Origin of the sequence: Luteimonas salinilitoris (genome assembly GCF_041300785.1) — a bacterium.
Taxonomy (GTDB): Bacteria; Pseudomonadota; Gammaproteobacteria; order Xanthomonadales; family Xanthomonadaceae; genus Luteimonas; species Luteimonas salinilitoris.
The window spans coordinates 1-19,058 of record NZ_JBFWIB010000020.1 but is presented as its reverse complement, the minus strand read 5'-3'; the positions used below and the strand labels follow the sequence as shown (position 1 = coordinate 19,058).

The 19,058-nt window shown below is 69.3% G+C and carries 14 protein-coding genes and 1 pseudogene; 12 read left to right on the top strand and 3 right to left on the bottom strand.

Translation table 11 applies throughout. From position 1 onward, the window contains the following. The first annotated feature begins 19 nt into the window (after window positions 1–19). The 5 genes from AB5T46_RS18735 (at window position 20) to AB5T46_RS18715 (ending at window position 6,838) form a co-directional block, all read left to right on the top strand. Window positions 20–1,126, top strand: coding sequence for a WD40 repeat domain-containing protein (locus AB5T46_RS18735; protein WP_370565613.1), 1,107 nt, complete (start codon window positions 20–22; stop codon window positions 1,124–1,126). A 258-nt stretch (window positions 1,127–1,384) separates the two neighbouring features. Beyond that, window positions 1,385–2,335, top strand: coding sequence for an MBL fold metallo-hydrolase (locus AB5T46_RS18730; protein ID WP_370565612.1), 951 nt, complete (start codon window positions 1,385–1,387; stop codon window positions 2,333–2,335). A gap of 181 nt (window positions 2,336–2,516) precedes the next feature. Continuing rightward, window positions 2,517–2,654, top strand: a complete 138-nt coding sequence (locus tag AB5T46_RS18725; RefSeq protein ID WP_370565611.1) for a hypothetical protein — start codon at window positions 2,517–2,519, stop codon at window positions 2,652–2,654. Between the two features lie 195 nt (window positions 2,655–2,849). After that, window positions 2,850–5,459, top strand: coding sequence for a TonB-dependent receptor (locus AB5T46_RS18720; RefSeq protein WP_370565633.1), 2,610 nt, complete (start codon window positions 2,850–2,852; stop codon window positions 5,457–5,459). After that, window positions 5,459–6,838, top strand: a complete 1,380-nt coding sequence (locus AB5T46_RS18715) for a CehA/McbA family metallohydrolase domain-containing protein (protein ID WP_370565609.1) — start codon at window positions 5,459–5,461, stop codon at window positions 6,836–6,838. Before AB5T46_RS18720 ends, AB5T46_RS18715 begins: the two co-directional genes overlap by 1 nt. 248 nt (window positions 6,839–7,086) lie before the next feature. Here AB5T46_RS18715 and paoC read toward each other — a convergent pair whose 3' ends face one another. From paoC to paoA, 3 genes are read right to left on the bottom strand one after another with little or no spacing between them, the layout of a single operon-like run. Continuing rightward, a complete protein-coding gene (gene paoC / locus AB5T46_RS18710) occupies window positions 7,087–9,288 on the bottom strand; it encodes an aldehyde oxidoreductase molybdenum-binding subunit PaoC (protein ID WP_370565608.1) in 2,202 nt (733 codons plus the stop codon). Continuing rightward, window positions 9,285–10,241, bottom strand: coding sequence for an FAD binding domain-containing protein (locus AB5T46_RS18705; protein ID WP_370565607.1), 957 nt, complete (start codon window positions 10,239–10,241; stop codon window positions 9,285–9,287). Before AB5T46_RS18705 ends, paoC begins: the two co-directional genes overlap by 4 nt. Then, entirely contained in the window at window positions 10,238–10,870 is a 633-nt protein-coding gene (paoA, locus tag AB5T46_RS18700) for an aldehyde dehydrogenase iron-sulfur subunit PaoA (protein ID WP_370565631.1), read from the bottom strand. The genes AB5T46_RS18705 and paoA overlap by 4 nt, the downstream gene beginning before the upstream one ends. Window positions 10,871–11,159: 289 nt before the next feature. On the opposite strand from paoA, the pseudogene AB5T46_RS20495 reads away from it, so the two are divergent. From AB5T46_RS20495 to AB5T46_RS18670, 7 genes and pseudogenes are all read left to right on the top strand, one after another. Continuing rightward, window positions 11,160–11,322, top strand: a pseudogene (locus AB5T46_RS20495) (MFS transporter); the annotation flags it as partial. A 202-nt stretch (window positions 11,323–11,524) separates the two neighbouring features. Then, entirely contained in the window at window positions 11,525–12,373 is an 849-nt protein-coding gene (locus tag AB5T46_RS18695; RefSeq protein WP_370565606.1) for a right-handed parallel beta-helix repeat-containing protein, read from the top strand. A gap of 322 nt (window positions 12,374–12,695) precedes the next feature. Continuing rightward, on the top strand, window positions 12,696–13,211 hold the full coding sequence (fabA, locus tag AB5T46_RS18690; protein WP_370565605.1) for a 3-hydroxyacyl-[acyl-carrier-protein] dehydratase FabA: 516 nt from the start codon (window positions 12,696–12,698) through the stop codon (window positions 13,209–13,211). Between the two features lies 1 nt (window position 13,212). Then, window positions 13,213–14,466 carry a beta-ketoacyl-ACP synthase I gene (fabB, locus tag AB5T46_RS18685; protein ID WP_370565603.1) on the top strand — a complete coding sequence of 418 codons (1,254 nt, stop codon included), beginning with the start codon at window positions 13,213–13,215 and terminating at the stop codon, window positions 14,464–14,466. 331 nt (window positions 14,467–14,797) lie between these two features. After that, complete coding sequence (locus AB5T46_RS18680) at window positions 14,798–16,321, top strand: OpgD/OpgG family glucan biosynthesis protein (protein WP_370565602.1); 1,524 nt, start codon at window positions 14,798–14,800, stop codon at window positions 16,319–16,321. Continuing rightward, entirely contained in the window at window positions 16,309–18,210 is a 1,902-nt protein-coding gene (gene mdoH / locus AB5T46_RS18675; RefSeq protein WP_370565601.1) for a glucans biosynthesis glucosyltransferase MdoH, read from the top strand. The genes AB5T46_RS18680 and mdoH overlap by 13 nt, the downstream gene beginning before the upstream one ends. 65 nt (window positions 18,211–18,275) lie before the next feature. After that, entirely contained in the window at window positions 18,276–18,941 is a 666-nt protein-coding gene (locus tag AB5T46_RS18670) for an alpha/beta hydrolase (protein ID WP_370565600.1), read from the top strand. Window positions 18,942–19,058 lie beyond the last annotated feature (117 nt).

Sequence of the window (19,058 nt, the reverse complement as noted above, 5' to 3'; positions counted from 1 at the left end):
CGCCGCCGGGGGGACGGACATGCGCGCACGATCGTGGGGAATCTGGACGACGGTACTGCTGGCGCTGTGCGCGCTGCTGGCGCTGTCGTGGTGGTGGTTGGAATTCCGGAGCGCGCGGATCGACCCTGAGTTCACCCGGAACTTCGTCGACCTCAACCGCCGCGTGGACGACGGTGCGACCGCGGTGGCGTACGACCCGCAGCTGAAGATCCTCGCCGTCGGCCGGGAGAGCGGCCGGCTGGAACTGTGGGATGCACGCAGGAGCGATTCGCGCCTCACGCGCACGGCGCACACGGTGCGCATCGAGCACATCGCCTTCGGCGCAGACGACAGTATCGTGCTGACCAGTTCGGTCGGTTCCACCGTGATGGGTCTCGATCCGAACGGCATGCCCAAGGTGTGGGACGCGCGCAGCGGCGAGCTGCTGCTGGCCCTGCCAGGGGAGTGGATTGGGGGACCGTTGGCGGCCAGCCCGGTACCGGGGTTCTACCTGATCGCCAGCTACGACGAACTGCGCGTCTACGACCATGCGAAACGCGCGGTGGTGGGCGCGGCGCTGAAGGTGCGGGGTGGAGTCACGGCGCTGACCTCGGACAAGGCTTCGGGCCTGGTCGCCGTGGGCACCGGCAGCGGCGAACTGCGGCTGCTGAAGCTGGACGTTACGGGCGAGGTGCCGCGCCTGGACGTTGTCGCCGAGACTTCCACCTACCGCCTGGAAGCCGGCACCGATGTCCTGGCCGTGCTGCTGCGGGACGAGGGTCGGCGGCTGGTGACCGTGAACTGGCTGCCCGAGGCGCAGCGCCACGACTACCCGGCGAACATCGCCGGGCATCAGGCCGAGATCGTGCAGTGGAACACGCAGGACTGGCGGCGCGAGCGCACGTTCCCGCTCAGCCTGCAGACCGTGCACTGGGCCTCGTACACGCCGGGCGAGCCATGGCTGGTGCTGGCCGGCAACGAGTCCACGCGCGGCAGGATCGAGCTGGTCGACCTGCAGGGCGGGGAGGCCTGGCGCTACAAGGCGAACAGGTCGCACCCGGTCGCCGTGCTGCTGCCGGAGATCCGCACCGGCCTCATCTTGCAAAGCGGCGGCGCCACGCAAATCCGCTATCTGGATCAGCAGTAGCCTGTTGATCGCGCACCAGAGGGCATCGGCCAGCAGCCACTTCCGCCGCGCGAACGGCGGGCATCGACCGCTATCCAGCTCATGGGCCAAGCAGCGCGGCGATCATCTCAAGCTCACGGCCGGCAGCTTCGTTGCCACGCTTCATCCGCAGTCGCGGGCCCGGGTGACCACCCGCGAGTCCGCGAAGAAGTGCTTTCATCGCCCGTGGAGTGCTGCCGCGCTACAGTTGCGATGAATCCCTGTCGAGGCTGTCTCCCCGTGACCCGAACCAACGCCTTCATTCTCCTCGTTGCTCTGATTCCCGTGATGCTCCTTCCAGCTTGTTCGGAAGGCCAGCGGACCCAGGAAACTGCGTCACCGAGTGCTTCGCCTGCCGAGAGCCAGGATGCTTCCCAGAGTCCGGACATCTTCCGCTTCAATATCGGCGCCCTGGACGCAGTGGCCCTGAAGGATGGCGATATCGATGCCGACAACGATGGCAAGACCTTCGGTGTGGGCCGGCCGACCGGTGACGTGTCCGCAGTGCTCGCCGCCGCCGGCCAGCCGACCGACACCCTCCACCTCGGCATCCAGCCGCTGCTGGTCCGGAGCGGGTCACGGGTCCTGCTGTTCGATACCGGTGCGGCCGACGCCTCGTTCGCCCGGGCCGGCCGTCTGCCGGCTTCGCTGCGCGCCGCCGGTGTCGAGCCATCCCAGGTCACCGATATTTTCATTTCGCATCGCCATCCCGACCACGTCGGCGGTCTGCTGCTGCCCGATGGCGCGCTCGCCTTCCCCAATGCCACCATCCACGTCTCGGCGCCCGAATGGGAAGCCCTCGAGGCCGATGGCACGTCCGCCAGCCTGGTCTCCGCAGTCGCGCCGAAAGTCATGGCCTTTGAGCCCGGCGCCGTCATCCTGCCCGGTCTGGTCACGGCGGTCGCGGTCGATGGCCATACGCCAGGCCACAGCGCATACGAGATCGCCTCGGGCGACCAGCGCCTGCTCTACATCGGCGACTCGGCGCACCATCACGTGATTTCGGTCCAACGTCCCGGGTGGACCATCGCCTACGACGAAGATGCTCCCACCGCGCAGGCCAGCCGTCGTGCCCTGTTGCAACGCGCCGCCGACCAGGGTCTGCGCATCTATGCCGTTCACTTTCCGTTCCCGGGCCTTGGCCATGTTCGCAGCGAGGGCGAAAGCTTCGTCTGGGTGCCGGAGCATTGAAACGGAAGGTCTCCATCCGTCGATAGCCTCCGGATGGCGTTCACCGACCGGCCAAGCCGGCGATACCGGTTCGGATTCGTGACGAAAACGGCGGGCCGGCGCTCGAGCGGAATCGTATGCGCTTGACCTGACGCGAGAGTAGCGGTGCCCGACGATCTGCTCCTCGCCGCTGGGAGCGCTGGTGTCCAACTGGTTCGCCCGGCGGCGGCTGCGCGGCATGGGCGAGGTGCATTTCCGCACGATCGTGATCGGCTTCATGGCGCTGAGCGACGTGAGCATGCTGTGGCAGCAGAGGGAGATCCTGCTCGCGCTGCCGTGAGCGGAACCGATGCACTCGCACGCGGGCCGTCGATGACTCCCGGTGTCATCACGGTTTCACAAGTTTCGTTTTTCATAGCGGGCTGTCGTCCGGGGCGGCTTCGTTCCGCCCCCTCCGGTTTTCTCCCCCTACGGACCCAACGCCATGAAAGATCCTGCCGTGCCTCGGGCGCGACGTCCTTCCCATGCCCTGCTCATGCTCGCGGTGAGCACGGCGCTGTCGGCCACCGCCGCGCACGCGCAGGATGCGACCACCACGACCTCCGCCGACGAGGTCACCACCGAGCTCGAGACGGTGCAGGTGCTGGGCAGCTATGCGTCCAGCCTGCAACGGGCGCTCGACGACAAGCGCTACGCGCCGAGCGTAATCGATTCGATCGAGGCCGAGGACATCGGCAAGCTGCCGGCGCAGAACGTGGCCGAGGCGTTGCAGCGCCTGCCCGGGGTCACCATCGAACGCGACCGCGGCGAAGGCGTCTACGTGCGCGTGCGCGGCCTCGGCCCCGGCTTCCAGCTCACCACGCTCAACGGCCAGACCATGGCGGTCAACGAGAACGTGCGCAACTCCGGACAGACCGGGCGCCAGTTCCGCTACGACACCCTGCCGTCGGAATTGGTATCAGGGCTGGAGGTGATCAAGAGCCCGACCGCGGCGATGGACGAAGGCGCGATCGGCGGCGTGGTCAACGTCAAGACCTTCCGTCCACTGCAGCTGGGCGCATCGGAGACCCACCTGTCGGCCGAGTTGAGCCGCCCCCAGCTGGCCGGCGAGAATGATCCGCGGCTCTCCGGCCTGTACAACTGGGTCAACCGGGACGGCAGCTTCGGCCTGCTGGTCTCGGCTGCCTACGCCGAGCGCAGCCTGCGCCAGGACCGCGTCAACGAGACCTCGTGGGACTACCACGCCGACGGCATCGACAGCGACGGCGACGGCGTCGAGGACACCGGCGCGGTGTACGTGCCGGCCGGCATCCGTCCCACCCTCGAGCTGGAGAATCGCAAGCGCATCGGCGTGGCGAGCTCGTTGCAATGGAAGCCCAGCGACGCGCTCGAGCTGAACCTGGACCTGTTCTACTCACGCCAGGAGGTGGACTACGACGAACTGGCGATCGGCAGCGGATTCAATGTCGAAAGCATGCACAACCTGGTCGTCGACAACGGGGCGGTGACCGGCTTCGATCATCGCAACGGCCAGGTGCAGCTGTCGCGCGAGACATCGGGCATCACCGACGACAACCGCAGCGTGCGCTTCAACACCACCTGGCAGAACGACCTGTGGCAGCTGTCGGGCACGGCATTCGTGTCGCGCGCACACAGCTGGGACGACGACCCGATCCGCCGCACCCGCCTGCGGACCGATCACGTCGTCGACATGTCGGCCGACTTTCCGCAGGCCTCGGGCGACAACATCCCGGCCTGGGTGTTCACCGGCGGCTACGACCCCACGGATCCCGCCGCCACCCCCGGGCGGCGCCTGGAATGGCGCGAGATCGACGCGCTCGATACCGAGCGCGCGCTGCAGTTCGACGCGGACCGCATGCTCGACGGCGCCTTCTTCTCCAGCCTGAAGGCCGGCGTGAAGTACCGCGAGCGCGAGCGCACCTACGATCGCATGGACCTGATCAACAACGACATCTCGGGCATCACCTTCGACGGCAGCCGTTTCACCGCACTGCCCGTCGGCGATTTCCTCGGCGGCGCCTCCGGCAACGTGCCGACCGAATGGCTGGCTCCGATCGAGGCGCCGTTCTGGGGCAATTGGCCGACCGCCGGCGACCTGGCCGACAGCCCCACCGCCGGCGACCTGCAGAACTCCTACGAGGTCGCCGAGGACATCGCGTCCGCTTACCTGATGGGCGAGTTCCGCCGCGACCTTGGCGGTCGCGAACTGCGCGGCAACGTGGGCGTGCGCGCGGTCCGCACCCGCCAGCGCACCAACGGCCATGCCAGCGTCGACGGCGCCGCCACGCCGGTCGACTTCCGGCGCAGCTACAACGACATCCTGCCCTCGCTCAATGTCGCCTACGACCTGACCGGCAACATGCTGCTGCGCGGCGCGGTGGCCAAGGTGATGACGCGTCCGGACCTGGCCGACCTGTCCTCGAAGCTGACCTTCAACTCCAGCGGCGAGATCCTCACCGCCACCGGCGGCAACCCGAACCTGGAGCCGTTCGAGGCGCTGCAGTACGACCTGACCTTCGAGTGGTACACCGCGCCGTCGTCGGCGTTCGTGGCCGGCTTGTTCTACAAGGACATCAGCCGCTTCATCCAGACCCAGATGACGGACCTGCAGTTCGGCGGGCAGACCTACCTGCTGTCGTCGAAGGTCAACGGCGGTGCCGCCTACGTGCGGGGCGTGGAGCTCGCCTGGCAGCAGGTGTTCAGCGGCCTGCCGGCACCGTTCGACGGGCTCGGCATGCAGGTCAACTACACCTGGACCGACAGCGAGGCGAACTACGTCGACGAGGAGGCGCGCTTCAAGGATGCGCTCGAGGGCGTGGCAAAGAACAGCTACAACATCGTCGGCTTCTACGAGAAAGGCCCGCTCTCGGCACGGCTGAGCTACAGCTGGCGCGACGACATCGTCAATTCCGTCGGCACCGCGGACGTGGCCACCAACAACAGCAAGGCCTACGGCACGCTGGACGGCAATCTCTCCTGGCAGATCAACGACGTGCTGGCGGTCTACGCCAACGCGATCAATCTCACCGGCGAGGTGCAGCGGATGTACGTCGGCGAAAACCTGTTCACCGGCTATACCGACTACGGCCGCACCTACTCGGTGGGCCTGCGGGCGAAGTTCTGATGCGCCTGCCGGCGACCCTGGTGCTGCTTGCGCTGGCGGGCGGCGCGCACGCGACCGACGACAGCGACAGCGGCCGTCGGTGGCTGGCGGGCGACCACCACGTGCACAGCGAGTGGAGCGTCAAGTGGGACGAATCGAGTTCGCCGCCCGAGCCGATACGCGGCGGCGACTCGCCCTACAGCCGCAGCCGCAACGCGCGGCAGGCGCTGGCGCATGGCCTGGCGTGGATGGTGCATACCGACCACGGCGGCCCCGGCCATTCGGCGGTGACCCGCGATTTCGCCTGGCCTGCGCTGCAGCAGGCCAGGCGGGACGTGCCGTCGCTGATCCAGTTCCACGGCATGGAGTTCGACGTGCCGGCCGGCGAGCACGCGACGCTGATCATCGCGCCGGGCCCGGAAGAGCACACCCAGCTGGAACGGATCGAACGCGACTACAACCGCCGGGAACCGCTGGACCCGACCACCCGCGACAGCAGCGGGCTGATGCTCGATGCGCTGCACTTCATGCAGAACCTGCCTTCGCAGCCGCTGATGTTCGTCAACCATCCTGCGCGCACCGCCACGGGGATAGGCGCATGGGGCAAGGTGGAGCCGGACGAATTGCGTGCCTGGCAGGATGCCGCGCCGCAGGTGCTGGTGGGCATGGAGGGCGCGCCGGGGCACCAGGCCAACGCGCGCCACCGCGGCGGCTATACCCACGCCGCCGCGCCCACCTTCGGTGGCTTCGACCAGATGACCGCGCAGGTCGGCGGCGTCTGGGACACCCTGCTGGCGGAAGGCAGGCGATTCTGGATCACCGCCACCTCCGATTCGCATCTGCACCAGCGCGATGGCGGCGCCGAGTTCGATCCCGGCGAATACAGCAAGACCTACGTGTGGGCGCGCAAGGAGGCCGACGACATCCTGGACGGCCTGCGCCACGGCAGACTTTTTGCGGTGACGGGCGACCTGGTCGATGCGCTGGAGTTGCGTGTGCGTGCTGCCGATGCATCGGGCGGCGCTGCCGAGATGGGCGGCACGCTCGCGCTGCCGGCCGGGCAGGCCATGGTCGTCGAGCTCAGGGTCCGCCAGCCATCGCGGCCCAACTTCAATGACCAGCAGCCGACGCTGGACCATGTCGAAGTGATCGTTGGGACGGCCGGCGACGATGGCGAGCCGCGGATGCAAACCAAGCATTTTGGCGCCGACGACTGGCGACGCGAGGGCCAATGGCTGTCCCTGTCCTGGGAGTTGCCGGCACCGGAGCACGGTGGATTCGTGCGCGTGCGCGGCACCAGCACCGACGAGAAAACGCCCCTGGCGGACATGCCCGGCGAGGACCCGTGGCAGGACCTGTGGTTCTATTCCAACCCGGTATTCGTCGAGGTCGCTCGCTGACCGGCCAGTACGCAGGAACCGGGCGCGAGCGCTATCCGCCACAGATGGCCGCCATGATCGGGCGCTAGAACGGTCTTGACGCAAGCGCGAGCGGAAACAGGTCGGCGATTCTTGTGGGAGCGACGGAAGTCGCGACGACCGGCTGATCATCGCGACTTCCCGGCGGCGACATGCCGCTGCCCCTGCCGCAAGATCCAAAAAGGGCGATGGCCTCGCCCTGCAAGCAGGAGAGGGAGTGTCCCGCGACGTCAAGCCGGCGCCGGCAGTCCGGCCAGCAGCTTGTCCAGCGTGATCGGATACTCGCGAACGCGGATGCCGGTGGCGTTGTGGATCGCGTTCGCGACCGCGGCGCCGACGCCGCAGATGCCCAGTTCGCCCACGCCCTTCGCCTTCATGGGCGAGGAGATCGGGTCGGTTTCGTCGAGGAAAATGACGTCCTGGTGCGGGATGTCCGCGTGCACCGGCACCTCGTAGCCCGCGAGGTCGTGATTGACGAAGTACCCCAGGCGCCTGTCGACGGCGAGCTCCTCCATCAATGCCGCGCCGGCGCCCATGGTCATCGCGCCGATCACCTGGCTCCGCGCCGCTTTCGGATTGAGGATGCGTCCCGCGGCGCATACCGCCAGCATGCGCCGGATGCGGACCTCGGCCGTTGCCGCGTCGACGCCCACCTCGACGAAATGCGCGCCGAACGTCGACTGCTGGAACTGCTTGTCCAGGTCGCCGTATTCGATGGCGTCCTCGGCGACCAGGCCGGTCTCGCCGGCGGCTTCGGCCAGCGTCGCCCGGCGGCCTCCGGAGCGGATTTCGCCGTCGACGAATTCCGCCTGCTCCGGGTCGAACCCGAGCCTGTTCGCGACCGCCTCGCGCAGCTTCACGCACGCGGCATAGACGCCGGAGGTCGAATTGTTCGCGCCCCACTGGCCGCCCGAGCCGGCCGACACCGGGAATGCCGAATCGCCCAGGCGCACCACCACGCGGTCCAGCGGCACGCCCATCATCTCCGCCGCGGTCTGGCCGATGATGGTGTAGGTGCCGGTGCCGATGTCGGTCATGTCGGTCTCGACCGTCACGATGCCGCGGCCGTCCAGGCGCACGCGCGCGGCCGACTTCCTGAGCAGGTTGTTGCGGAACGCGGAAGCCACGCCCATGCCGACCAGCCAGCGCCCGTCGCGGGTCTTGCCGGGGGTAGTCGCGCGCCGCTGCCAGCCGAACCGCTCGGCGCCGGTGCGCAGGCACTCCACGAAGCGTCGCTGGGAGAAAGGCCGCTCGGGATTTTCGGGGTCGACCTGCGTATCGTTGCGGATCCGGAATTCCACCGGGTCCATGCCGAGCTTGTCCGCCATCTCGTCGATTGCGATCTCCAGCGCCATCAGGCCCGGGGCTTCGCCGGGCGCGCGCATCGCGTTGCCTTCAGGCAGGTCGAGCACGGCCAGGCGCATCCTCGTCATGCGGTGCTCGCCGGCGTACAACAAGCGCGTCTGCTGTACCGCCACTTCCGGGCCGCCGCCCGGCAGGTCGCCCGACCAGCTCTCGTGGCCGATCGCGGTGATCCTGCCGTCCTGGGTCGCGCCGATGCGGATGCGCTGGATCGTCGCAGGCCGATGCGTGGTGTTGTTGATCATCAACGGCCGTTGCAGCGCGACCTTCACCGGGCGGCGGGCGGCCCTGGCCCCCAGCGCCGCCAGCACCACGTCCGCGCGCAGGAAGAGCTTCCCGCCGAAACCGCCGCCGATGTACGGCGACACCAGGCGGATCTTCTCCTTCGGGATGCCCAGCGTCGTCGCCATGTCGCTCCTGCCCCAGTCGATCATCTGGTTGGAGGTCCAGAGCGTGAGCTCGTCGCCGTCCCACGCGGCGATCGACGCGTGCGGCTCCATCATCGCGTGCGACTGGTCGGGCGTGGTGTAGGTGGCGTCGAGCTTGACCGGCGCCGATTCGAAGGCGCCGGCGAAGTCGCCGACGGCACTGTCGGGTTCGTCTTCCGGCTTCGGAACGCCCGCCGCGTCCTTCTCGCGCGCCAGGTCGTAGGCGCCCTTGTCGCGCGCGTAGTCGACGCGGATCATCTGCGCCGCGGCGCGCGCCTGTTCGAAGGTCTCGGCGACGACGAGGGCGATCGCCTGGTGGTAATGCTCGATCTCGGGCCCGCCGAGGAGCCTGGCGGTGTTGAATCTGCCTTTCCCGAGCTTGCCTGCGTTCTTCGCACTCACCACGGCCAGCACGCCGGAGGCCTTGCGTGCGGCGCCGTCGTCGAGGAACGCGATGCGGCCCTTGGCGATGCCCGCGCCGACGACATAGCCATAGGCCTGGTTCGGCACGACGTCGTGGCGTTCGTACGCATACGGTGCGGTGCCCGTGGTCTTCAGCGGGCCGTCGATGCGGTCGGTCGGCTTGCCGACGACCTTGCCCCGGTCGATGGGGTTGCTGGTGGCGGGGCGGTCGAATTTCATGCCTTGGCTCCCGCATCGACCAGCACCGCGGCGAGGGTGCGCTCCACCAGCGGTACCTTGAATGCGTTGTGGTGCGTGGTGCGGGCGCCCTCGAGCAGGTCCGTGGCCACGGCCTTGGCGCCGCGAGGAAGTCCGGCCTCGGCCGCTTCGAGCCGCCACGGCTTGTGCGCGACGCCGCCCAGCGCCACGCGGCCGGTCCCGTCGCGCTGCACGACGGCGGCCACCGAGACCAGCGCGAAGGCGTAGGAAGCGCGATCGCGCACCTTGCGGTAGATGTGCTTGCCGCCGATCGGCCTGGGCAGGGTGACGGCCGTGACCAGTTCGCCCGGGGACAGCGTGGTCTCGACGTGCGGCGCCTTGCCTGGCGGGCGATACAGGTCGGGCAGGGGGATGGTGCGCACGGTGCCGTCGGCCTGGACCGTCTCCACCGACGCGTCCAGCGCGCGCATGGCCACCGCCATGTCGCTGGGGTGGGTGGCGATGCACGCGTCGCTCGTTCCCACGATGGCGTGATGGCGGCTGAACCCGTCCAAGGCCGCGCAGCCGCTCCCGGGCTGGCGCTTGTTGCACGATTGGTTGGTGTCGTAGAAATAGGGGCAGCGGGTGCGCTGGAGAAGATTGCCCGCCGTGGTGGCGCGATTGCGCAACTGCCCGGAGGCGCCGGCGAGCAGGGCGCGGGACAGCACGGCGTAGTCCCGGCGCACCCGGGGCTCGGAGGCGAGATCGGTATTGCGCACGAGCGCGCCGATGCGAAGCCCGCCCTCGTCCGTGGCTTCGATCCTGTCGAGCCCGAGCGCGTTGACATCGACCAGGTGCGCGGGCGTTTCGATCTCGAGCTTCATCAGGTCGAGCAGGTTGGTGCCGCCGGCGATGAACTTCGCGCCCTTCGTCCGTGCGGCGGCCGCGGCGGCCTCCGCGGGCGTCTTCGCCCGTTCGTACGTGAAAGCCTTCATGCCTCGATCCCCGCCACGTCCGAGATCGCATCGATGATGTTGGAGTACGCGCCGCAGCGGCAGATGTTGCCGCTCATGCGCTCGCGCAGCTCCTCGACGGTCGCTTCGGGCCGTGCCTCCAGGTCGGCGCTGACATGGCTGGGGATCCCGGCCTCGATCTCATCCAGCACAGCCACCGCCGAGCAGATCTGCCCCGGGGTGCAGTATCCGCACTGGAAGCCGTCGTGTTCGACGAACGCCGCCTGCATCGGGTGCAGGGCGTTGGGCGTGCCCAGTCCTTCGATGGTGGTGATGCGTGCGCCCTCGTGCATCACCGCGAGGGTCAGGCAGGGATTGATCCTGCGGCCATCGACGATCGCGGTGCAGGCGCCGCACTGGCCGTGGTCGCAGCCCTTCTTGGTGCCGGTGAGATGCAGGTGTTCGCGCAATGCGTCCAGCAGCGTGGTGCGCGTATCGAGTTCGAGGGTTTCGACCTTGCCGTTCACCTCGAACGATACCTTCGACATCGCCGGCGGCGAGGAGGCCGCGTCCGTGCCCGTTCCTTGCGCGGTCGCCGCCAGGGGCGCCGCCAGGGCCGTTGCCGCGCCTGCCTTCAACAGTTCGCGTCGCGTGATGGTCAGGTGCCCGATGTCCACGTGTCCGGCTCCTCTTGGCTGGCAGGCACAGGCCCGCTTGCTATCGCAGCACGCTGGCGGTGTCCGGGTGCCGGACGAACCGCACGCCGGCGCGCGAGCGCTCATGTCGGAATATCGCCGTACCGATGCTGCCCCGGGTCCTGCCCGGGAATTAGGGCCGGAGTACGCAAGCGGCTATGCGTTATTCATGAATCCATGCGATGCCATGAGCAAGGCGTTCCGGCGCCTCTTGCTCGTATGCTGCCATTGGCGCGTCGACACGTCGTGAAGAGCAGCGCAAGCCGGACGCCTGTTCGACATCATCGGCGTGCGCCTTGGCTTTGCGCTGTCGGTCGCGGTGTGGTCGATCTCGATCGCCCTGCACAGTAGTCGCCCACGCGATCCTGTCCTTCGGCGTGTTCCGCGTGCTGCTGGGCGTGAGCGAGGCCGGCGCCTGGACGGGCGCGCGATCCTCATGCGCGCTGCACTACAAAACGATACCGAGAAGTTCAGAAAGACAGACTCCGCAAAGCCGGGCAGTCGCTGCGCCGGTCCTTCGAAGGGCAACCGGTTGGCCGGGCCTTCCCGGAAAGCGCGTTAGACCGGCTTGTCCACTCGCTGTCGCGTCTGGCGATGGGGCGATCTCCTACGCACCTTCAGGACACACCCATGACCCGACACCTTCGCATCGCCCTTCTTCTCGCCGTCGCAGTGAGCCCGTTGGTTGCGCAGGCCGAGACCAATGACACCTGCACGACCTTCATCCAATCCGTGCCGGCCTCCATTTCCACACAAGGCGTCTACTGCCTGAAACAGCATCTCTCGACCGCTCAATCGGCCGGCGCCGCGATTGCGGTGACCACCAACAACGTCACGATCGACTGCAACGGCTACAAGCTGGGCGGCCTTGCCGCCGGCCCCGGGACGCAGACAACGGGAATCATCGCCAGCGACAGGCAGAACCTGACGATTCGCAACTGCAATATCCGGGGCTTCCGTATCGGCATCGTCGCCACCGGCAGTGGGCATCTGATCGAAGACAACGCCATCAACAACAACACCGCAACCGGTATCGACGTCAGTGGCGACGGCAGCCTGATTCGGAACAATGCGGTTACCGACACCGGCGGCGGCACCGGGAACCCCACCTCGCACGGCATTTTCGGCAGCGGCAACGCCGATATCCGCAACAACTTCGTCGACGGCGTGATCGGAACCAGTGGCAGCAACACGACCGTGTACGGTATCCGGCTGACCGGAGGTACCGGTGCCACCGTCGGCCAGAACGTTGTCCGCAACCTGGTGCCCGAGGGGACCGGCCTTGCCCGCGGGATCTACACATCCAACGGAACGAAGATCTTCGTGGACGACAACCGGGTCAGCCTGCCCGCGGCCGTGACGGGTTCGACTGGCTATCGTTGCAACGGCAACAATGGCGCGCTCCGCAACAGCACCAGCTGGGGATTCGAAACGGCCAATACCGGTTGCCTCGACGACGGCGGAAACGCGTCGCACTGAAGACGCATCCTGAGCGGGATGGCCCGACCTCGAACCCCGCGACCGCAAACGAAAGGTCCGCCGAAGCGGGCCTTTCGCGTACTGCGTTCGGCGACGTACAGCGTGGCCTGAAAGGCCAGCCGCCCCCGAGGACGCGCCCGATGCGCATCGCGGCGCCGGCGGTGAAACCGGCACGGTCGCCGGCGATCGTCACGCGCGGAGCTCGCGAAAGCGCGGCTATACGCCACCGTACTGAAGCCGATCATGGCGCGCGCTTGATGCCCATCAAGGCAGTTTTCGCCCGGTGCTGGCAAAGTGTGCGATTCCCTGCCTGCGAGACGACATGAATCGACCCTCCTCGTTCGACCGCGAACAGCTGCTGGCCTGCGCCCGCGGCGAGATGTTCGGCGCCGAGAACGCGCGCCTGCCGCTGCCGCCGATGCTGATGTTCGACCGCATCACCGAGATCTCCGCCGAGGGCGGCCGCTACGGCAAGGGCGTCATCCGCGCCGAGCTCGATATCAGGCCGGACCTGTGGTTCTTCGACTGCCATTTCCATGGCGATCCGGTGATGCCCGGCTGCCTCGGACTGGACGCGATGTGGCAGCTGTGCGGGTTCTATCTGCCGTGGCTGGGCGAGACCGGCCGCGGCCGGGCGCTGAGCGTGGGCCAGGTAAAATTCACCGGGCAGGTGCTGCCCGGTGCCAAGGTGGTCGGCTACGAGGTCGACATCCGCCGGGTGATGCGCGGCAAGCTGGCGCTTGTCATCGGCGACGGCCGCACGCTGGTGGACGGGCGCGAGATCTACACCGCCGCGGACCTGCGCGTGGCGCTGTTCCGTTCGACGGAGGGCTTTTGAGATGCGTCCGTTTGAAACGAAGCGTGTTGAAACGAGGCGTGTCGTAGTGACCGGACTGGGCGTGGTGTCGTGCCTGGGCAACGAGGCGGCCGAGGTCGCCGAATCGTTGCGCCTGGGCCGCTCCGGCATCCGCGCCGTGCCCGAATACGCCGAGTTCGGCCTGCGCAGCCAGGTCGCCGGCGTTCCGCAGATCGACCTGACGGCGCAGATCGACCGCAAGCTGAAGCGCTTCATGGGCGACGCCGCCGCCTACGCCTACGTGGCGATGCGCGACGCGATCGCCGACGCCGGACTCGACGACGCGACCCTGCACGACCCGCGCACCGGCCTGATCGCCGGTTCCGGCGGCGGCTCGCCGCAGTGGCAGATCGAGACCGCCGACCTGCTGCGCAACCGCGGCGTGCGCAAGATCGGCCCGTACATGGTGCCGCGCTCGATGGGTTCGACGGTCTCGGCCACGCTGTCCACCGCGTTCGGCATCCGTGGCGTGAGCTATTCGATCTCGGCCGCCTGCGCCACCTCGGCGCACTGCATCGGCGCCGGCGCCGACATGATCCGCCACGGCATCCAGGACGTGGTGCTGGCCGGCGGCGGCGAGGAGCTGCACTGGGCGATGACCGCGCAATTCGACGCGATGGGCGCGCTGTCGACGCGGCACAACGACACGCCGGCCACCGCCTCGCGCCCGTACGACGCCGATCGCGACGGTTTCGTCATCGCCGGCGGCGGCGGCATGCTGGTGCTGGAGGACTACGAGCACGCGCGGGCCCGCGGCGCCGGCATCATCGCCGAACTGGTCGGCTACGGCGTCACCTCGGACGGCGTCGACATGGTGGCGCCCTCGGGCGAGGGCGCGGCGCGCTGCATGCGGATGGCGATGCAGGGCGCGGCGGGACGCGCGACCGGCGACATCGACTACCTCAACACCCACGGCACCTCGACGCCGGTCGGCGACGTGATCGAGCTGCAGGCGGTGCGCGACGTGTTCGGCGACCGGGTGCCGCCGCTGTCGTCGACCAAGGCGCTCAGCGGCCATTCGCTGGGCGCGGCCAGCGTGCACGAGGCGATCTATTGCCTGCTGATGATGCAGGGAGGCTTCATCGCAGGCTCGGCCAACATCGAACACCCGGATCCGAAGGTGGAGGGCTATCCGATCGTGCGCGAGAGCCGCGACGCCAGGCTCGACACGGTGATGTCGAACAGCTTCGGCTTCGGCGGCACCAATGCCAGCCTGGTGTTCGCGCGCGTCGACTGAGCCGTTCCCGACACGCACCCCGGGCTTCCGCCCACGGTTGGCGCGCGTCCGGCGCGCGCGGATCGAGGCGGCGGCCCATCGCCGTCGCCGATCACTCGCCCGCGGCGCCGTCGGTCCGGGTCGGCAGCCGCGGGCGGATCCGTTCCGGGGTGGGCGATCGTCGATCCGGTCCAGGGCTGGAGCGGATCGCCTTGGCTGAATGGCGATTCAGCTACCCGCCCGCGTCGGCGCGCCCACGTCGGTGCGAACGACGGCCCGGCGCACCCGGCTTAGCGGAAAAATCACGGCGGAGTCACGATCATGCGCCGTTGGGTATTTCGAGGGCTTCCGCGTGAAGCGACGACAACTGCTGTCCGCCGCGCTTTTGGGGCCGCTGGCGTTCGGACCGGCCGCGCGCGCGTTCGCGCAACCGGCGGCCGGTCCTGGCGCGGCGACGGCGTTCGACGACGGCACCGTGCCCGCGCTGGCGCGCCGGCTGGCGGCCGCGCCCTACCGGAAACCGGCGGCGGACCTGCCGGCCGCGCTCGATGCGATCGGCTACGACCAGTACCGCGATTTCCGCTACAAGGCGGCCCGCGCGCTGTGGCGCGAGCAAGGCCTGCCGTTCCAGGCGCAGTTCTTCCACCGCGGGTTCCTGTTCAAGGACCGGGTGGCGATCCATGTCGTGCAAGGGCGCCGTTCGCGGCCGTTCGCGTTCTCCACCGACCTGTTCGACTATGCGCCGCAGCCGGTGCCGGAACTGGGCGATATCGGCTTCGCCGGTTTCCGCCTGCATGCGCCGCTCAACGATCCCGGGCGCTTCGACGAACTGTGCGCGTTCCTCGGCGCCAGCTACTTCCGCGCGCTGCCGCGCGGGCTCGGCTATGGGCTGTCGGCGCGCGGGCTGGCGCTGGGCACCGGCGAGCCGGAGCCGGAGGAATTCCCGGTCTTCCGCGCGTTCTGGCTCGAGCAGCCGGACACCGATGCCGATCACATCGTGGTGCATGCGCTGCTCGACAGCCCGTCGGTGGCCGGCGCGTTCCGCTTCCGCATCGTGCCGGGTGCGGAGACGGTGTTCGACGTCGACGCGCGGCTGTTCCCGCGCCGTACGCTCGCCCTCGCCGGCATCGCGCCGCTGACCAGCATGTTCCACTTCGACGCCGGCGACCGCGTCGGCATCGACGACTGGCGCCCGGCGGTGCACGACTCCGACGGCCTGGCGCTGCTGACCGGCGCCGGCGAGCAGGTGTGGCGGCCGCTGGCCAACCCGGCGACGCTGCAGCACAGCGGCTTCCAGGAACGCGATCCGCGCGGCTTCGGGCTGATGCAGCGCAAGCGCGCGGCCGCCGATTTCCTCGACGCCGAGGCCGCCTACGAGAACCGGCCGAGCCTGTGGGTCGAGCCGCTCGACGACTGGGGCGAGGGCGAGGCGCACCTGGTGGAGATCCCGACCGCCGACGAGTACCACGACAACATCGTCGCCTTCTGGCGTCCGCGCGCGCCGCTGGCGGCCGGCCGCGAGTCGCGCTGGCGCTACCGCCTGCACTGGTGCGACCGCCACGAGTGGAAACCGGCGCTGGCGACGGTCGCCGCCACCCGCGCCGGCGCGGCCGCCGACGGCGCGCGCCTGTTCGTGATCGACTGGCGGGGCGAGTCGCTGGCGCGGCTGGCCGATGATGCCGAGCCGCCGCTGCAGGCCAGCGCTTCGGCCGGCGAGCTGCGCAACGCGGTGGCCTACCGCAATCCGCGCACCGGCGGCTGGCGTTCCAGCTTCGAACTGGTGCCCGGCGACGCCGCCGCGATCGAACTGCGACTGGTCCTCGGCGAGCCGTCGCGGCCGCTGTCGGAGACCTGGCTGTACCGATGGACGGCATGAGTCCGGTGCCTGCGTCGCTGCCGCCGGAATCGCCGCTGCCGATGCCGGTGCAATCGCTGCGCGACGGCCGCATCGCCTCGCGGCACCTGCCGAGCGCACCGCCGGCGATGCGCTGGCGCCGCGGCGCGGTGATCGGCATCGCTGCGCTGCTGACCTTCGTCGCCACCTACCAGATCTGGTGGCTGCTGCGCGCCGACGGGATCGACCTGCTCGAAGCGCTGCTGCTGGTGATCTTCGTGGCGCTGTTCGCCTGGATCGTGCAGACCTTCGTCGGCACCCTGGCCGGATTCGTGGTGATGCTGCAACGACGGCCGGGGCGGTTGGGACTGTCGCCGCAGGCGCCGCTGCCGGCGCCCGCATCGTCCACCGCATTGCTGCTGCCGACCTACCACGAGGACCCGGCGCGGCTGATGGCCGGGCTGCAGGCGATGCACGAGTCGCTGGCGCAGGCCGGGCACGCGGAGAAGTTCGACTTCTTCGTGCTCAGCGACAGCCGGCGGCCGGAGGTCCAGGCCGCCGAGACGCGCGAGTTCGCGGCGTTGCGCGCACGGCTGGGCGACGGCGCACGGATCTGGTACCGGCTGCGCGAGGACAATCGCGAGCACAAGGCCGGCAACATCGCCGAATGGGTGCGGCGCTGGGGCGGCGCCTGGCCGCAGTTCGTGATCCTGGACGCCGACAGCCTGATGACCGGCGACACCCTGGTGCGGCTGGCGGCCGCGATGGAGCGGCACCCGGACGTCACGCTGATCCAGACCCTGCCGCTGATCGTCAACGGCAACACCCTGTTCGCGCGCACGCAGCAGTTCGCCGGGCGCATGTTCGGGCAGGTGATGGCCTACGGCGTGGCCTGGTGGCACGGCGCCGAAAGCAACTACTGGGGTCATAACGCGATCATCCGCACCGCGGTATTCGCCGCTCATGCCCGGTTGCCGCCGCTGTGCGGCCTCGCCCCGTTCGCCGGCCACGTGCTCAGCCACGATTTCGTCGAGGCGGCGCTGCTGCGCCGCGGCGGCTGGGCGCTGCACATGGTGCCGGGCCTGCCCGGCAGCTACGAGGAAGGGCCGCCGTCGCTGACCGACATGCTGGTGCGCGACCGCCGCTGGTGCCAGGGCAATCTGCAGCACGCCGCGGTGCTGCCGGCGCGCGGGCTGCACTGGGTCAACCGCTGGCATCTGCTGATCGGCATCGGCCACTACATGACCGCGCCGCTGTGGGCGATGCTGATGCTGGTCGGCATCGCGATCCCGCTGCGGCAGGAATTCGACGGCAACGGCGACGGCTATTCGGCGGCCGCCTATTGGCTGGCGCAGGACGCGGACCGCTTCCTGTGGGTGTTCGCGCTGACGATGTCGATGCTGATGGCGCCGAAGTTACTGGGCTACGTGGCGAGCATGGCCGATCCGCAGACGCGACGAGGCTGCGGCGGCGCGGTGCGGGCGGCGGTCGGCGTGCTGCTGGAGATCGTGCTCGCCGCGCTGATGGCGCCGGTGACGATGTACGTGCAGTCGCGCGGCGTGGCCGGAGTCCTGGCGGGCAAGGATTCGGGCTGGGATCCGCAGCGCCGCGACGACGGCAGCCAGCCGCTCTCCGGACTGCTGCGCAGCTACGGCGGCGCCACCCTGATGGGCGTGGTGTCCGGGGGGGTCGCGTACGCGGTCTCGCCCGGCCTGGCGGCGTGGATGTCGCCGGTGATCGTGGGGCTCGGGCTGTCGATTCCGATCGTGATGCTCACTTCCTCGCGCGCGATCGGACAGCGGCTGCGACGCTGGCGCCTGCTGTGCACGCCGGAGGAGCTGGCGCCGCCGCTGCTGCTGCAGCGCGCGGCCGCACTGCGTGCAGCGCCGCCTGCCGCGGTCGAACCGGAGGAGCGCACGGCGGCGACGTGACCGCTGGCGGCGGCGCGGAACGCACGCCGTGCATAATGCGGATCGCTCCCGATTCCGTGCCCGCCATGCTCGAAACGCTCGAACGCGACACCGCCCCCGATCCGCGCTGGAGCGTGCTCTGGCTGCATGGCCTCGGCGCCGACGGCCACGATTTCGTGCCGATCGTGCCGGAACTGGTGCGGCGCGACTGGCCGCCGCTGCGCTTCGTGTTCCCGCATGCGCCGGTGCGCGCGGTGACGATCAACAACGGCATGCGCATGCGCGCCTGGTACGACATCCGCGACGCCGACCTCGCCAACCGCGCCGACGAGCAGGGCGTGGCCGAATCGGTGACGCAGGTCGAGGCGCTGATCGCGCGCGAGGTCGAGCGCGGCGTCCCGGCGTCGCGGATCTTCCTCGCCGGCTTCTCGCAGGGCGGCGCGATCACCCTGGCCGCGGGGCTGCGCCGGCATGCGCCGCTGGCGGGGCTGATCGGCCTGTCGACCTATCTCCCCGGCGCGCAGGCGGCTGCGGCCGGGCCGCCGGATGCGGCGACGCGGCAACCGGTGTTCATGGCCCACGGCACCCAGGACCCGGTGGTGCCTTGTGCGGCCGGCGAGCACAGCGCGGCGCTGCTGCGCCGGCGCGGCTTCGACGTCGAATGGCATGCCTATCCGATGCCGCATTCGGTCTGCGCCGAGGAGATCCGCGATCTCGGCGACTGGCTGTCGGCGAGGCTGGCGGACGCCTAGGGCCTGTTAGCACTTATGGAGCATGCCGCGTTGCTTCCCAATGGCCGCCAGGTGGTGTTGCGCCGCGCAGCGCCTTGCTGCCTGCAAGGTCAAGCGGCGCGGCGCCGCATGGCGGCC

Bases quoted from the DNA above. Each gene is read 5' to 3' on its own strand.
- AB5T46_RS18735 (WP_370565613.1), top strand. From the start codon at position 20: ATGCGCGCACGATCGTGGGGAATCTGGACGACGGTACTGCTGGCGCTG.
- AB5T46_RS18720 (WP_370565633.1), top strand. From the start codon at position 2,850: ATGCTCGCGGTGAGCACGGCGCTGTCGGCCACCGCCGCGCACGCGCAG.
- AB5T46_RS18715 (WP_370565609.1), top strand. From the start codon at position 5,459: ATGCGCCTGCCGGCGACCCTGGTGCTGCTTGCGCTGGCGGGCGGCGCG.
- paoC (WP_370565608.1), bottom strand. From the start codon at position 9,288: ATGAAATTCGACCGCCCCGCCACCAGCAACCCCATCGACCGGGGCAAG.
- AB5T46_RS18705 (WP_370565607.1), bottom strand. From the start codon at position 10,241: ATGAAGGCTTTCACGTACGAACGGGCGAAGACGCCCGCGGAGGCCGCC.
- AB5T46_RS18695 (WP_370565606.1), top strand. From the start codon at position 11,525: ATGACCCGACACCTTCGCATCGCCCTTCTTCTCGCCGTCGCAGTGAGC.
- fabA (WP_370565605.1), top strand. From the start codon at position 12,696: ATGAATCGACCCTCCTCGTTCGACCGCGAACAGCTGCTGGCCTGCGCC.
- fabB (WP_370565603.1), top strand. From the start codon at position 13,213: ATGCGTCCGTTTGAAACGAAGCGTGTTGAAACGAGGCGTGTCGTAGTG.
- mdoH (WP_370565601.1), top strand. From the start codon at position 16,309: ATGGACGGCATGAGTCCGGTGCCTGCGTCGCTGCCGCCGGAATCGCCG.
- AB5T46_RS18670 (WP_370565600.1), top strand. From the start codon at position 18,276: ATGCTCGAAACGCTCGAACGCGACACCGCCCCCGATCCGCGCTGGAGC.